The organism is Tatumella sp. JGM91 (assembly GCF_018257575.1).
Classification (GTDB): Bacteria; Pseudomonadota; Gammaproteobacteria; order Enterobacterales; family Enterobacteriaceae; genus Tatumella; species Tatumella punctata.
Genome location: NZ_JAERJP010000002.1, coordinates 226,173 through 241,472 on the forward strand (window position 1 = coordinate 226,173; position 15,300 = coordinate 241,472).

Annotated in this window: 11 protein-coding genes; 1 reads left to right on the forward strand and 10 read right to left on the reverse strand. The window is 50.7% G+C overall.

Annotated features, from left to right (window positions below; translation table 11 throughout):
* Window positions 1-2 precede the first annotated feature (2 nt).
* The 7 genes from JK198_RS02595 to putP form a co-directional block, all read right to left on the reverse strand.
* The gene (locus JK198_RS02595; protein ID WP_212710242.1) at window positions 3-545 is read right to left on the reverse strand and encodes a hypothetical protein; all 543 of its coding nucleotides are present in this window, start codon (window positions 543-545) and stop codon (window positions 3-5) included.
* Window positions 542-1,165, reverse strand: a complete 624-nt coding sequence (locus tag JK198_RS02600; protein ID WP_212710258.1) for a glycoside hydrolase family 19 protein — start codon at window positions 1,163-1,165, stop codon at window positions 542-544. Before JK198_RS02600 ends, JK198_RS02595 begins: the two co-directional genes overlap by 4 nt.
* A 476-nt stretch (window positions 1,166-1,641) precedes the next feature.
* Window positions 1,642-2,430: a phosphate starvation-inducible protein PhoH gene (gene phoH / locus JK198_RS02605; protein ID WP_212709164.1), complete on the reverse strand. Its 789-nt coding sequence runs from the start codon at window positions 2,428-2,430 to the stop codon at window positions 1,642-1,644.
* 533 nt (window positions 2,431-2,963) lie between these two features.
* Window positions 2,964-4,241, reverse strand: a complete 1,278-nt coding sequence (efeB, locus tag JK198_RS02610) for an iron uptake transporter deferrochelatase/peroxidase subunit (RefSeq protein ID WP_212710243.1) — start codon at window positions 4,239-4,241, stop codon at window positions 2,964-2,966.
* Window positions 4,242-4,243: 2 nt separating this feature from the next.
* Window positions 4,244-5,365 (reverse strand): iron uptake system protein EfeO, encoded by a 1,122-nt coding sequence (gene efeO / locus JK198_RS02615; protein ID WP_212709166.1) that lies wholly within the window; start codon window positions 5,363-5,365, stop codon window positions 4,244-4,246.
* A gap of 45 nt (window positions 5,366-5,410) precedes the next feature.
* Window positions 5,411-6,244: an iron uptake transporter permease EfeU gene (gene efeU / locus JK198_RS02620; protein WP_212709167.1), complete on the reverse strand. Its 834-nt coding sequence runs from the start codon at window positions 6,242-6,244 to the stop codon at window positions 5,411-5,413.
* 183 nt (window positions 6,245-6,427) lie between these two features.
* A complete protein-coding gene (gene putP / locus JK198_RS02625) occupies window positions 6,428-7,912 on the reverse strand; it encodes a sodium/proline symporter PutP (RefSeq protein ID WP_212710244.1) in 1,485 nt (494 codons plus the stop codon).
* A gap of 414 nt (window positions 7,913-8,326) precedes the next feature.
* Between putP and putA the strand changes: the two genes are divergently transcribed.
* Window positions 8,327-12,280 (forward strand): trifunctional transcriptional regulator/proline dehydrogenase/L-glutamate gamma-semialdehyde dehydrogenase, encoded by a 3,954-nt coding sequence (gene putA / locus JK198_RS02630; RefSeq protein ID WP_249213230.1) that lies wholly within the window; start codon window positions 8,327-8,329, stop codon window positions 12,278-12,280.
* Between the two features lie 508 nt (window positions 12,281-12,788).
* Here putA and JK198_RS02640 read toward each other — a convergent pair.
* The 3 genes from JK198_RS02640 to JK198_RS02650 form a co-directional block, all read right to left on the reverse strand.
* Window positions 12,789-13,757 (reverse strand): helix-turn-helix domain-containing protein, encoded by a 969-nt coding sequence (locus JK198_RS02640; RefSeq protein WP_212709170.1) that lies wholly within the window; start codon window positions 13,755-13,757, stop codon window positions 12,789-12,791.
* A 238-nt stretch (window positions 13,758-13,995) separates the two neighbouring features.
* Window positions 13,996-14,487 (reverse strand): flagella biosynthesis regulatory protein FliZ, encoded by a 492-nt coding sequence (locus tag JK198_RS02645; protein WP_212709171.1) that lies wholly within the window; start codon window positions 14,485-14,487, stop codon window positions 13,996-13,998.
* 30 nt (window positions 14,488-14,517) lie between these two features.
* Window positions 14,518-15,237: an RNA polymerase sigma factor FliA gene (locus JK198_RS02650; RefSeq protein ID WP_212709172.1), complete on the reverse strand. Its 720-nt coding sequence runs from the start codon at window positions 15,235-15,237 to the stop codon at window positions 14,518-14,520.
* Window positions 15,238-15,300: the final 63 nt, after the last annotated feature.

A 15,300-nucleotide genomic window follows, 5' to 3' on the forward strand; every position in this document is an offset into this window, starting at 1 on the left:
CATCATTGACTCCGGCCCGTTTTACCTGCCCGTGATTGTTCAATACCCGAGATGGCAATTAACTGATTATTGGCTGTTTCCAGAGCATGGAGTAACGGATCTATCCATAACACCGCCTGACAGTAAGTTAACTGTCCGGGGGTAATGGCGCGACTACCGGCTGTAGCAGTGCTGCCGGCAGCAGTGTACATTGCGCGGGTTCGTAAGCTTTGTGCGTAACGGTACAACCGCTGAGCAATATCATCAGGCACAGGCTGGTTACAACTTTGCCGGTTACGCAGAATTTTCCGATATTCATTAAGTTTTTCCTCTGTCTGTTCCCTGCTGCGGGTATTTGCCGCCAGTACCTGTTGCGAGAGTCTGTTGGTCTGTAGCCATTGTTGCTGCTGGTGAGTAATGATCGCAGCCTGCTGTTGTTGCTGTTGTTCCGCCTGCTGCTGTGCCACCAGCGCAGTTTTGTAGCGCCAGCTGACAACCCCGGTCAGGATCAGGCTGCTCAGCCAAATCAGCATAGCGAGAGTAATAAGCAGGGATTTTATGTTCATCCGTGACTCCCGCTAAATACCTGTAATGCCATTGTGAATCTGGCCTGACGATCAGCAAGCCCGGTACTGCCACCATTAATGATCTGCGTTACTTTGCGGATATTCCCCGGATATGCCAGGCAACCATGGGTTTTGTAGAACCAGGCCGCTGAACGGGCGGCCGGTTCCGGTTGCACCAGCATTTCAGGATAACTCAGCAACGGCAGGTTCAGGCCGCCGGCACAATCACTATAGTTACCGCGGCCAGTGATCTGGATCAGTCCTCGTCCGCGATAAACCCAGCCTTCGGTTGCCGACTGGTTACCCAGCCTGTTACCGTAGATTAATTCCGCAATCTGTTGCTGTTGGGCTGGCTGTTCAGCACTGCGTCCCAGTAATACCGCCTGCTGACCGGTGATGTATTGTGGAAATAATTCGGCTAAGGCATGGCAGGTATAGTTAAAATTTTCGGTGAGTACGCTAAAACCGGCAGATTCGTGGCCGGTCTGAGCAATAAACATTGCCTGATCTTCCGGCTGTTCAATCGAAAACTCTGACATCGCTCTGGTCAGCGGGCCCAGCCAGACCATGGCCAGTGTTTCACTGATCCCTGCGGCTTGCATAAGTTGTTGCTGTTGCATCATAGATGATGATCCCTGAATTTCAGAAACCCGCCATTGCGGGCAGTTAATGTGGATCATCAGCCTAGGTATTTACCCGGTCAGCGACCAGCAACGCCGGTTGTGCCAATAGCCAGCCAGCAAAAACTCAGCAGCAGCACCGATTATTATACGCGGGTACCCTGCGACAGGTGTTTTCAGGGATATAGCCGCTCCGGAGACACCGTTATTACTTCAGAAAATCAAATTGCCCGGGGACGGATAAATTTCCGGATACTGCCAGCCGGACAGAAGAAATATCTGCCCTGCCCGCAAACAGGAAAATTATTGATACAGGCCGAACGATCCGCTATCAGTCACAGGTAAGCAGCCTGCCCCCCGCTCTTATTCACGTTAAACGACCTGTAAAAAGAACAGGCCACAGCTGTCAGGCTGTGGCCTCAGGTAAATAACCGTTAAAAGGCTGAAGGAAAGGTGTATCAGGGCCGGTTTATCACTCAGTCATAGGCCTGCAAAGTACGCTGGCACAGTTCTGAACGGACACAATCCTGTTTATCAAAATGTACCAGACCGACCAGCTGGTCATCCGTAAAACGCTGTAAGGCATCTGCCAGCCCGGAAGTCACCCCCGACGGCAAATCACACTGGGTAATATCCCCGTTAACAATCACAGTCACATTTTCGCCTAATCGCGTAAGGAACATTTTCATCTGCGCGGCAGTAACGTTTTGTGCTTCATCAAGAATGACAAATGCATTTTCGAAGGTCCGCCCGCGCATATAAGCAAAGGGGGCTATTTCGACTTTCCCAATTTCGGGGCGCAGGCAGTATTGCATAAATGAGGCACCGAGACGTTTTACCAGCACGTCATATACCGGACGAAAATAAGGCGCAAACTTCTCAGCAATATCGCCGGGCAGAAAACCAAGATCTTCATCAGCCTGCAATACCGGGCGGGTCACGATAATACGTTCAACATCTTTACCGGATAATGCTTCCGCAGCTTTTGCAGCGCTGATCCAGGTTTTACCACAACCGGCTTCGCCGGTGGCAAAAATAAGTTGTTTATTTTCGATGGCAGCCAGATAGCGCGCCTGCGCATCATTACGGGCTGCGATGACTGAGCGATCGCGGGAGTCACGCGCCATACCAATAGAGTCCATACCCCCCATTTGTACCAGCGAAGTCACCGATTCTTCCTCGCGCTGCCGGTGGCTACGTGAGTCATTACGGATCACCCGGCGCGCTTCACGACGCGCTTTAATCACTGCTTTCTGTCTTCCCATGTTGGCACCTTACAGTTGGTTTCATTTTCCGTGTCTGAAAACAGACGCGTATACGTGAACGCTTTAGAGGTTAACAGGCTTCCTTTTAAGCCATAAACGGCCATAGAAATCAGCGCATCGCTCGAATGAACGTGCACCAGTAAAAGAGACATGCAGTAATGAGAATAAGGGAGAAGCTGCTAATAAGTGTTGATTACAGCCAGTACCTGTGCCGGGCGACACAAGTGAAATGTTTCTGAAGTCATACCAGCAGTCACAATTCATCCATACTCTCCGGAGAAACTATCGACACCATCACTTACAGGGAATAATTTGTACCTGACAGGCAGTGAAATGCAACACTATTTTTACTAATTCGATAAAAAATAATCAGAAATCCGAGTAAATTAATAAAATAACAAATAAAAAACAAAGTGTTATTTTATTTCTTTCCGGCGGGAATAATGATCAGAATAGTCCCCTGACGCCGGTGATATGATATATAAATCAGTCCTGAGGCCAGCAACTGATTTATATTACCGTCATAAAAAAGGTTAATTTTCGAGCAGTGACTGGGCCAGATAATGCTGATTATCGGCAACGCCGGGTAAGGCAAAAAAATATCCGCCGCCAAATGGCCGGATATATTCTTCAAGAGGTTCACCATTCAGCCGTTGCTGTACACTGATAAAAGATTTTTCCAAATCCCGTTGATAACAGACAAACAGCAGCCCCATATCCAGTTGTCCCGATGCCAGTACTTCGCCGGAATAACTATAACCACGGCGTAATAGCAACCGTTGCTCACTGCCGGCATCACGTGGATTCGCCAGCCGCATATGTGCATCCAATGGGATAATCTGCCCTTGTGGATCCTGACTGTAGTCGGGTACATCATGTTCATGCTGCATACCCAGCGGTGCACCATTGGTTTTATTACGCCCGAAAATCGTTTCCTGCTCATGCAACGGTGTCCGATCCCACATTTCAACATGGAAACGAATCAGCCTGACGGCCTGATAACTGCCGCCGGTTGCCCACTCAGGTTCTCCCGAAGCGGGAGCAACCCACAACACCCGTTCAATCAGTTCAGGGTCTGAAGTCTGTGGATTGGCTGTGCCATCTTTAAAACCCAGCAAGTTTACCGGCGTTTCTTTACCACGACTGGCGGCAGCATGGGCAGAAATAAAACCTTCATACCTCCAGCGAACGGCCAGTAAATCCGGCATATATTTGATGATGTCACGGGCCGCATGGATCACCGTATCCCGGCCATTAGCACAGATCTGCAACAGTAAATCACCGTGACAATAGGCAGCATCCAGCGAATCATTCGGAAAACGGGTCATGATTTGCAGTTTACGTGGTTTACGGGCCTGTAACCCATAACGACTGTCAAATAATGATGCTCCCACCGAGACAGTAATAGTGAGGTTATCCGGCAGGATATCCGCCCCAAGGATCCCTGAGTCCATTGGTGGCAATAACGGATTTTCTTGTGCCGGATCCGGTCCGCCAGTGGTCAGAAATGCGATACGCTCAGTGAGCAATCTGAACATCCGTTGTAAATCTGCGGTATTCTCTGCCAGCACATCAAATGCCAGTAACATCATCGACGCCTGTTGTGGCGTGATAATACCGGCCTGATGTGGCCCGTAGAACGGCTCAAGCCCGTAACGTTGATCCTGTGGAACACAAGGATCTTGTTCCGCGGTACTGGCCTGCGACTGAAACGGACAGCCCCCGCTGACTGCGGCAGCACCGCCAAGCAGGCCCAGTTTTTTTAACCACCGCCGCCGCGATGGTTCGGTGGTCTGAGGTTTACAGGTCATGTTTAATCGAGGCCCAGCGTGCCGCGCAGTTGTGATAAGTCTTCAGCCAGTGTAGTGACCGGCCCTTTCAGCGCATTACGGTCTGCTATAGTCAGCTTGTCATAAGACTGGTAACCGTCACCCTCGGTATATTTGTCGAGAATAGAATCAACTTTAGTAAAGTTCGCGGTGATCTTAGCCAGTAATGCAGGGTTCTGTTTTTCAAGCAAGGGGTGCAACAGGGAAACGATTTTTTGTGCACCGTCAAGATTAGCACGGAAATCTGAAAGATCGGTCCGGCTGTAGCGGTCTTCTTCACCGGAAATTTTCCCTGATGCGATCTCCTCCATTAAACCGGCAGCACCGCCCACCATTTTGGCAGGCGGGAAAGCCAGTTGGTTAATACGCTGCTGCAGTTCCAGGGTATCCTGATACAACTGGTCTGCATAATGTCCCATACCCGCCACCGAATTATCGGCAAATAATGCCTTCTCAAGCCGGTGAAAACCCGTGAATGCAGGATCTTCTGCTTTTTTCTCGTAATCGTCTTCGCGGGCATCAATCCGTCCATCAAGATCAGAAAACAGCTCTGCGATAGGTTCAATACGTTCATAATGGCGGCGGACCGGCGCAAACAGCGCCCTGGCACGGACAATATCACCGGCGTTAATAGCATCAGTGAATTGTTTAGTCCCTGCCACCAGCTGAGTCACTTCCGCAACAACATAGGCCTTGTAGGCGGTTACCGGGCCTTGCAGTGCCAGTAAATGGTTCTGCTGCCGGGTTTCACCCTGCTGACCACTGGCCTTGACTGTCAGTTTCCCCTTAGGGTTACTCAACAGGCCACAGGTCATTTCATATTCTCCGGCGTCGAGGGTTGCCGTCAGTTTCTGGCTGAATCCGGGGGCAATGTTTTCACGCTCTTCAACCACCAGCACGCCTTTAAGTATTTCCCATTCCAGCCCTTTCTGACTGTTATTCTTAATAATAAACTGTGTCTTACCGGCATTGACGGTTAATGCCATAGGCTCACACCTGGTGTCCGTTACCGTCACAGTCACCTGAGGAGTACCGGCTGCATTGGCCAGCCCTGAAACCGCCAGCATCGCGGTGAGTAATGCATGACGACGGAAAACTGTTTTCATGTCTGAATCCCTGTTTATATGGTTTAAAATAGCAGTACCCGGATATCAGCTGGCCGGCCGGCTGACAGTGACTACCGGACCCGCGCTGCGGAAAAACAGCAGTAATGCGGGAATCAGATAAAGGCACCAGACAGCCACTTCACTGACTGTCGGGGCCTCCTGATATCCGAGAATACCTTCCAGTAAGGTACCCGCCACTGAATGGGTCGATAAAATATCACTAAGGTCAAAAGCTACAGACTGGTAACCGTTCCAGATACCCGCCTCATGAAAAGCGCGGACGGCACCGGCAGCCAGGCCCGCGGCAACAAATAAAATGAATAAACTGGTCCAGCGGAAAAAACCGGCAAGATTAAGGGTAATCCCCCCACGATACAGCAGTATGCCGAGGAAAATGGCGGTCACCAGCCCGAGCACTGCACCTGCCGGTGGTGCATATCCCACATCCTGAGTGAATGCCGCCAGCAGGAAAAACACCGATTCCAGTCCTTCACGTGCCACTGCCAGAAACACCATAAATACCAGAGCCAGTCCTCCGCCACTGCTGCGTTGTAAAGCATGTTCGATAGCATCTGTCAGCCCGGTTTTTATATGACGGGCGACCCGCTGCATCCAGAACACCATCCAGGTAAGCACTACGACCGCAACCATCGCCACAATAGCTTCAAATAATTCCTGCTGTTTCTGCGGGAACTCTCCGGTAGTCAGGTTGATGAAAATGCCCAGTCCGAGGCAGAGTACAGCAGCCATTCCGACGCCGGACCACATCGCCGGAAACCATCGGCTACGGCCGGTTCGCTGCAGATAACTGGCAATCAGACTGACAATTAATGCGGCCTCAAGGCCTTCACGGAGCATTATCAGGAAAGGAACAAACATAACTGACCTTATACCGAAACGTCAGCATCGGTAAAATAGTGTAAATAATTACGATTATTATTCTCATTTATAAAAAACGCAAGTTCTGTCAGTAAACATTTCCCGTCAGGCGAATAAAATCGAAAAAAAACCGCCCCATCGACGATGGAACGGTTTTTTGCTCAGTGGTTATCTTAGCGGTTATCAGTCACTCAGAAATGCCTGGCGGGCCTTGTCAAAGCGCTGTAATGCTTGCGGGGACGGACGTGGTCCGATTGAGCTGAAAATAACAATCGCCAGTAATCCGGCAATAAAGCCAGGAATAATCTCGTATAACCCGAATAACGCAAACTGTTTCCAGACAATTACCGTGACTGCACCGGCAATCATTCCGGCCAATGCCCCGTTACGCGTCATCTGTTTCCAGCAAACACTGAGCAATACTACCGGACCGAAAGCCGCACCAAAACCTGCCCAGGCGTAACTGACCAGCCCCAGGACTTTGTTATCCGGATCACGGGCCAGCAGTATTGCGATAATCGCCACCAGCAACACCATCAGCCTCCCTACCCAGACCCGCTCCTGTTGTCCGGCATGTTTGCGTAAAAACGCTTTATAAAAATCTTCGGTCAGGGCACTGGAACAGACCAGCAACTGGCAGCTCAGGGTGGACATTACCGCCGCCAGAATCGCCGACAGTAAGACTCCGGCAATCCACGGGTTGAACAGAATTTTAGCCAGTTCAATAAATATCCGCTCACCGTTCTGATTTACCGCTGTAGCCAGCGCAGGATTATTATCAAAATAAGCGATGCCAAAGAAACCTACCGCCACGGCACCGGCCAGACAAAGGACCATCCAGGTCATACCAATCCGCCTTGCGGCATGCATTGAACGGTGCGAATCTGCCGCCATAAAACGTGCCAGGATATGTGGCTGACCAAAGTAACCCAGTCCCCAGCCAAGCAGCGAAACAATCGCAATAAAATCCATACGGTTAAACAGATTGGTAAAACCGGAGCCGTGTGCTTCAATCACTGCCAGCGCATCAGGGATACCACCGACCGCAAATATCACAATTACCGGCGTCAGAATCAGGGCGAAAATCATCAGGCCGGCCTGTACCGTATCTGTCCAGCTAACGGCCAGAAACCCTCCGAGGAAGGTATAGATAATAGTAGCTGTCGCTCCGGCCCAGAGGGCTGTTTCATAGCTCATTCCGAAAGTGCTTTCAAATAGCCGTGCACCGGCCACAATGCCTGAGGCGCAGTAAATAGTGAAAAATACCAGGATAATGACCGCAGAAATCACACGTAATAATTTACTGTTATCTTCAAAGCGGCTGGAAAAATAGTCCGGCAGAGTCAGGGCATTATTGTGATACTCCGTATGCACCCGTAAACGACCGGCAATAATTTTCCAGTTAAACCAGGCGCCGATCAGCAGACCGATAGCTATCCAGCTTTCTGAAATACCCGCCAGAAAAATAGCACCAGGCAACCCCATCAGCAGCCAGCCACTCATATCCGATGCACCTGCAGATAATGCAGTGACCAGGCTGCCCATTTTACGGCCACCGAGAATATAATCGTCAAAGTTTTTGGTAGAACGCCAGGCGAAGAAGCCGATCAGCAGCATGCCAAAAATATAAATAATAAATGTCACCACTAACGGGGTACTGATTGTCATGTTTGTCTCCATTTTTCTTTTATTATCAGGCACAATTAGCGTAAATAGCACGACAAAATAGTCACTCCTCCGGCTTTACGCATAGAAACTGCACATATCGTGTATTTTTTCACTCCCCCTGCCCGCTTGTAACAATGAAGTAACATGTTGTTCACCCTGGTGCACTCCTTTTTTCTCCGTAATCCGCGCCTGATCAATTTTTTTGATTTTGCAACTTTATGCAACCCTGATTTTAATAGATAAATAGCTATTCTTTACGGGAGGGTAACTATGCACCCCGCCTTGTATCACCACAATAAATACCCGGTGATATGATACTTTTTATATTCATAAGTTTTTCATAGTTGCAACAGGTTGCAACATCGGTGATATTGAGGTGCAACCTATAATAATTAACCGCAAACGGAGACTCACATGGCAACCACCACCACAATGGGTGTAAAGCTCGACGAACAGACAAGGGAGCGGTTAAAGTCAGCCGCACTAAAAATAGACCGGACACCTCACTGGTTAATTCGCCAGGCGGTGTTTAACCTGCTGGAGGCCATTGAATCCGGTCACAGCCCTTATATTTCTGAACAGCTTTCTGCCGGTTATGATCCGGACATTGTGGCCGCCAGAGAAGAACCGGTGCAGCCGTTTCTCGATTTTGCGGAACAGGTGTTACCACAGTCAGTGACCCGTTCGGCGATTACCGCCGCCTGGCGACGTCCGGAAACGGATAGTGTGCCAATGATCCTTGAGCAGGCGAGGTTAAACCCGGTACAGTCGGAAAAAACCCGCCAGCTGGCACACCAGCTGGCCGAAAACTTACGCCAGCAGAAAGTAAGCAGCGGGCGCTCAGGTATGGTACAGAGCCTGCTGCAGGAGTTTTCCCTTTCTTCTCAGGAGGGGGTTGCTCTGATGTGTCTGGCAGAAGCATTGTTACGTATTCCGGATAAGCCCACCCGCGATGCCCTGATCCGTGACAAAATCAGTCATGGCAACTGGCAGTCACATCTTGGCCGTAGCTCTTCACTGTTTGTCAATGCCGCCACCTGGGGACTGCTGGTCACCGGTAAGCTGGTTGCTACCCATAATGAGGCCAGCTTGTCACGTTCCCTGAACCGGATTATCGGTAAGAGCGGTGAGCCGGTGGTACGCAAAGGTGTTGATATGGCGATGCGTCTGATGGGTGAGCAATTTGTGACCGGAGAGACCATCGCTGAAGCACTGGCTAATGCCCGTAAACTGGAAGATAAGGGTTTCCGTTACTCTTACGATATGCTGGGCGAAGCCGCACTGACCCGTAAAGATGCCGCAGCTTACCTGGTCTCTTACCAGCAGGCAATCCATGCTATTGGTAAAGCCTCTAATGGCCGCGGTATTTATGAAGGTCCGGGGATCTCGATTAAACTTTCCGCTCTGCATCCCCGCTATCAACGGGCGCAATATGACAGGGTAATGAATGAACTCTATCCGGTGCTGAAATCACTGACGCTGCTGGCCCGCGAATACGATATCGGTATTAATATTGATGCCGAAGAGGCAGACAGGCTGGAACTGTCACTCGACCTGTTGGAAAAACTGTGTTTTGAGCCGGAACTGGAGGGCTGGAATGGCATTGGTTTTGTTATTCAGGCTTACCAGAAACGCTGCCCGTTTGTTATTGACTGGCTGACGGAGCTGGCACAACGCAGCCATCGCCGCCTGATGATCCGCCTGGTTAAGGGGGCTTACTGGGACAGCGAAATCAAGCGGGCGCAGACTGAAGGCCTTGAAGGTTACCCGGTTTATACCCGTAAAGTTTATACCGATGTCTCTTATCTGGCCTGCGCCCGCAAATTATTGTCGGTCCCTAACCTGATTTATCCCCAGTTTGCTACCCACAACGCCCAGAGCCTGGCGGCTATCTATCAGCTGGCCGGTAATAACTATTACCCGGGTCAGTACGAATTCCAGTGCCTGCATGGTATGGGAGAACCATTATATGAGCAGGTAGTCGGTCCGGTCGCCGAAGGAAAACTGAGCCGTCCATGCCGAATCTATGCCCCGGTCGGCACCCACGAAACATTACTGGCCTATCTGGTCCGGCGGTTACTGGAGAACGGAGCTAACACCTCCTTCGTTAACCGTATTGCCGATAAATCCCTGTCACTGGACGATTTAATCATCGACCCGGTGCTGGCAACCGAACAAACCGGTCTGGAAGAAGGCACGGTCGGTCTGCCACACCCTAAAATTCCGTTACCCCGTGAGCTCTATGGCACGGAACGGCAGAATTCAGCGGGCCTGGACCTGGCTAACGAGCACCGCCTTGCTTCTTTATCCAGCGCGTTACTGAACAGTGCTGCACAACTGTGGCAGGCTGAACCCCTGATTGATGCGCCCTTATCCGCGGATAATCAGCGTCCTGATCCGCAACCGGTGATCAATCCGGCAGCACAACAGGATACGGTCGGTATGGTACGAAAATCGACACCACAGGAGGTCAGCGCCGCCCTGCAAGCCAGTACTCAGGCCTGCAGCATCTGGTTCGCGACTCCTCCGCAGGAACGTGCCAGTATTCTGGATAACGCTGCGATGATCATGGAGGACCAGACACAGACCCTGATGGGGATTCTGGTTCGTGAAGCCGGCAAAACATTCCAGAATGCGATAGCAGAAATCCGCGAAGCCGTCGATTTCCTGCGTTACTACGCCAATACCGTCCGTACCGACTTCGATAACGACACCCACCGTCCCCTTGGCCCGGTCGCCTGTATCAGTCCGTGGAACTTTCCGCTGGCAATTTTTACCGGTCAGATTGCCGCCGCGCTGGCTGCCGGTAATGCCGTTCTGGCAAAACCGGCCGATCAGACCCCGCTGATAGCAATGAAAGCCGTACAAATTATGCACGACGCGGGTGTGCCGCGCGGTGTATTACAATTTCTGCCAGGCTCAGGGAAAACGGTCGGTGCACAACTGGTTGCCGATCCGGCCATCCGCGGAGTGATTTTTACCGGCTCCACCGCCGTTGCGGCGCTGTTGCAGCAGAATATTGCCGGACGAATGACCCCGTCAGGTCAGCCGGTTCCGCTGATCGCCGAGACCGGCGGAATTAACGCTATGATCGTTGACTCCTCAGCCCTGACTGAACAGGTGGTGACTGATGTCGTGGCCTCGGCCTTTGACAGTGCAGGACAACGCTGTTCCGCCCTGCGCCTGTTATGTCTGCAAGACGATATCGCAGACCATACTCTGGAGATGCTGCGCGGCGCGATGGCCGAATACCGCACCGGTAATCCGGAATACCTGGCGACAGATATCGGTCCGGTGATTGACCGGCAGGCACAACAAATGATTGAACAGCATATATCATCAATGGCACAGCAGGGCTTTAATGTCAGTCGTCTTACCCATCCGGATAGCGGTAAAACGACCCCGTTGCAGAATGGCCATTTCGTGGTCCCTGCCCTGATCGAAATTAACAGCCCACAGGATCTGCAACAGGAAATTTTCGGGCCGGTACTGCATGTGGTACGTTACGCCCGCAACCAGCTGCCACAACTGGTTGAGGACATTAACAGTACAGGTTACGGGCTTACCTTTGGTGTGCATACCCGGATTGATGAAACTATCAACCAGGTCACCCGTGATATCTGCTCCGGTAACCTGTATGTCAACCGGAATATGGTCGGCGCGGTTGTCGGTGTTCAGCCATTTGGCGGTGAAGGTCTGTCGGGAACAGGGCCAAAAGCCGGCGGGCCATTATATCTGTACCGGCTGCTCTCTTCACGGCCGGATAATGGTATATCAGTGACACTGTCACATTTATCGTCCCCCCTGACCAGCCAGATACCGTCTGCACCGTTTACGGCGCTGAATGATTATGCCACGGGGCAGAAAAATACACTGTTACAACAACAGTGTCGTCATTTTGCAGATAACAACCACAGTAATACCGTCCGGCTGTTAAACGGCCCGACGGGCGAGCGTAACAGTTATGCCCTGTTGCCTCGTCAACGGGTATTCTGTGTTGCTGACAATCAGGCTGATGCCCTGTGCCAGTTAGCTGCAGTGATCTGTACCGGATGTCGTGTATTGTGGCAGGAGAGCGACAATAACCGACAGTGGCTGAGTGAGCTGCCTGAGGCAGTCCGGCAGCAGATCGACCTCAGCCCGGAGGCCATCGGGGAGGATTACGATGCTGTTATTTTCCACGGCGATGCTGATCAACTGAGCCTGCTGTGCGAAAAGACAGCACAGCGTGATGGTGCTATCGTCCCGGTACAGGGTTTTTCCCGCGGAGAGACCGGTATTTTTACCGAACGATTGTTACTCGAGCGTACAGTCAGTATCAATACAGCCGCCGCCGGGGGGAATGCCAGCCTGATGACCATCGGCTGATACTTATCCTCAGCGGGGATTTCAATAACCGCTCACGGCGATGCAACTGCATCGCCGTTTTCATCTCTGGCTCACACCTGTCCGGTAAAGATGACGTTATCTGAGGCCAGTTGAACAACATTGAGGCCGGATGCGCTTCCCCCGACCTGAATTTCACACCATAGTATCGTTAACTCTGCAAGTCTCTCTGTTATCCGCCCTTTCGCGGAACAATCTCGCCGGGGAAAATCATTACAGATCAATTGTTCGTCGCTTTAATTCAGCATAACAGACAGGGGAAGACAGCTATGGATACGGGCACCGTCAGTTTATTATTAATGGCTTTAACTCTGCTCATTGTCGCTATACTTTCTATGTATTCTTACTTTAAAGAAAGAAAAACCAGGCACTTTTCTTCACGGCGGCATTAATTCTCTGCAGAAGAAATAATCTTCGGGTTAAATATATTAATCATCATGGATGATATATGATGACCCGGCTGAATATCAGTCATCTTCGGCCGGATGACTTATAATGTTTTACTATTGTAATTATCACGCCATACCTTAGGGCTGACACGATACTTTTCTCTGAACAACTGGCCAAACCTTGAATGGCTAATAAAACCACACGCCCAGGAAATCTGTTCAATACGCATCCGCGGATCTGTTTCCAGTAAATGACGGGCGGCAGTTAACCGGCATTCTTTAATGGTTACCATGACAGAAGTATGTTGTTCCCTGAATGCGCGATCCAGGCTGGCACGGGAACATTTCATTAATACTGATAAACGGTCCGGGTCAAAATCATGGTTTCTGAAATTCAGCATAATCATCGAATTAGCACTGTTATACAGGCAGGATAGCTTCCCGGAAGCCCTGAGTCCGGCCTCGCGGGCTATATCAGACAACATCAGTAACCCCATATTCATCAGACCGTCGACTATCAGCTCTGTTTCCCTCAGGGATAAGTGTTGTGAAGCCATATCCAGTAATTGCATATGCGATTTTATAAAACCGGCCAGCGGATGCTGATCGACGACCACTATCGGGTGATTTAATCGTCCGTTAAATACCGGTGTCACTAATTTAGTCGACGGCAGAATATAAAGCTGTTTAACATCTTTAGCATGGTAGTGGAAATAATCAGCACGCTGATGAACAAATAAGCTTCCCGGCCGAATACGGGTTGATAACTTCCGGTCGTAGCCACTGATGACCTGTTCACCCTGCATCAATACAGAAATAAATACCGGATTTTCCGTCGCCAGATGTGGATCGAAAATAGTTTCGTTCTCAGACCCCATCGCGCTGCAATAGTCCCCCCCCGCCGCGGAGATCGTCTGATGATAAGCAATAATATCTTCAGGGCGGCGATTATTAACTACCGTAATTCCGTAACATCGCAGATTACTTTCGATATCATAGAATCGCTTTTCCGGATCAATAGCAGAGGCCTCCAGAATATGCCGGGTGTATAACGATGATGGCCGCGTCATAGTCGTATCTTATTTTCAGAAAAAACCGCAGGAAGGAGGGATTACCATCAACATACAAAAATTACCTGAAAAATACTATCCCCCTGCGGTACTGTATTTTTATCAAAAAATTTCTGCCGGTTGCGGCAAGTCATCTCCGGTGATCACCGCTACGATTGCCCGCAGATTCCGGCCATAAGGCTGAATCTCTGTAACTGCTGTTCCACGCTTCGCTACTGCCTCGGCACGACAGCGGGGATTACGGAAAGTAACAGGCATACTTAGCCAGCGCGATACGATAGTTAATCCGGCTCTTTTCCGGCAGTAACCTTTCCCACTGTTCCTGAGACGAGAGGTCAGGTAATTGATCAGCGGCCATTCCCTGCCGGGACAGTGCCAGATCCAGCCTTCTCAGGCGCATAACATATTCACGTACGGTCGCCAGACATAAACTGTTATCTTCCAGCAGATATTGTTTAAATTTTGGAATATCAAATAATGCTGCCGGACGCCCTGCGCTGACCGTAGAGCAGAACCGGCAAACAGGCTCAAGCCGTGACATAAAGATCTGCCATTCCTCACGGGTTACCGGCCGGTCCATTTGCATAATATCTTTATGGGTGATCAGTATTCCTGACAATAATAAACGAACGCGGCTGAGCTCATTGCCACAGCTACAGCACTGGTGTTGTGCATATTTATAATCGCGAATATAGCGGCTCAAACGCTGATTATTAGTTTTCATAGTCATTACGCGCTCCGGCGCTGAGTTAATCTTCCGTTAAGCATCATTCAGACGTGCCCGCAATCTTTTGATTGCCTGACTGTGCAGCTGACTGACACGCGATTCTCCGACATTCAGAACAGCGCCTATCTCTTTCAGGTTAAGTTCGTCCTGGTAGTAAAGGCTGAGGACCTGTTTCTCACGGTCCGGCAATCCGTCAATCGCCTGCATTACCTGTTCTCTCAGGCTGCTGTCCAGTAACTGATTTAACGGATTAGCCTCCTCACGGTGCTCTATCATCAGTTCCGCACCATCACCGTTTTCCTCACACAGCGTCTCCAGAGAAAACAGCTGGCTGGTGTTCGTCTCCATCAGGATTTGCCGGTATTCGACGAGGCTCAGTTGCAGGCTGGCGGCAATTTCCTGCTCACCCGCCGGCTGGCCCGATGCCTGTTCAAGACGGGAAATTGCCGCAGCCACTTCACGGGCCTCGCGCCTGACCCGGCGCGGCACCCAGTCGCGGCTTCTCAGCTCATCCAGCATCGCGCCACGGATCCGCTGGACCGCATAAGTGGTAAATGCGGTGCCCTGCGCAGCATCATAGCGTTCAATCGCATTCAGTAGCCCGATCCCTCCGGCCTGGATCAAATCATCCAGGTCAACACTGGCGGGCAGCCGTACCTGTAATCGCAGGGCTTCATGTCGCACCAGTTGTACATATTGCAGCCAGATCTCCTGTTTATCAGTGACCCCTCCTGCGGTATATAAACTCTCCACGCTTTCTGTCCTGAATTAATCAAGCTGTGGAGAAATTATCAGTCCGCGGGCAGGACAACCATC

What these genes read in the sequence shown, in the direction of transcription:
- JK198_RS02595 (WP_212710242.1), bottom strand. Translation starts at nt 545, where the DNA reads ATGAACATAAAATCCCTGCTTATTACTCTCGCTATGCTGATTTGGCTG.
- JK198_RS02600 (WP_212710258.1), bottom strand. Translation starts at nt 1,165, where the DNA reads ATGCAACAGCAACAACTTATGCAAGCCGCAGGGATCAGTGAAACACTG.
- phoH (WP_212709164.1), bottom strand. Translation starts at nt 2,430, where the DNA reads ATGGGAAGACAGAAAGCAGTGATTAAAGCGCGTCGTGAAGCGCGCCGG.
- efeB (WP_212710243.1), bottom strand. Translation starts at nt 4,241, where the DNA reads ATGACCTGTAAACCTCAGACCACCGAACCATCGCGGCGGCGGTGGTTA.
- efeO (WP_212709166.1), bottom strand. Translation starts at nt 5,365, where the DNA reads ATGAAAACAGTTTTCCGTCGTCATGCATTACTCACCGCGATGCTGGCG.
- efeU (WP_212709167.1), bottom strand. Translation starts at nt 6,244, where the DNA reads ATGTTTGTTCCTTTCCTGATAATGCTCCGTGAAGGCCTTGAGGCCGCA.
- putP (WP_212710244.1), bottom strand. Translation starts at nt 7,912, where the DNA reads ATGACAATCAGTACCCCGTTAGTGGTGACATTTATTATTTATATTTTT.
- putA (WP_249213230.1), top strand. Translation starts at nt 8,327, where the DNA reads ATGGCAACCACCACCACAATGGGTGTAAAGCTCGACGAACAGACAAGG.
- JK198_RS02640 (WP_212709170.1), bottom strand. Translation starts at nt 13,757, where the DNA reads ATGACGCGGCCATCATCGTTATACACCCGGCATATTCTGGAGGCCTCT.
- JK198_RS02645 (WP_212709171.1), bottom strand. Translation starts at nt 14,487, where the DNA reads ATGACTATGAAAACTAATAATCAGCGTTTGAGCCGCTATATTCGCGAT.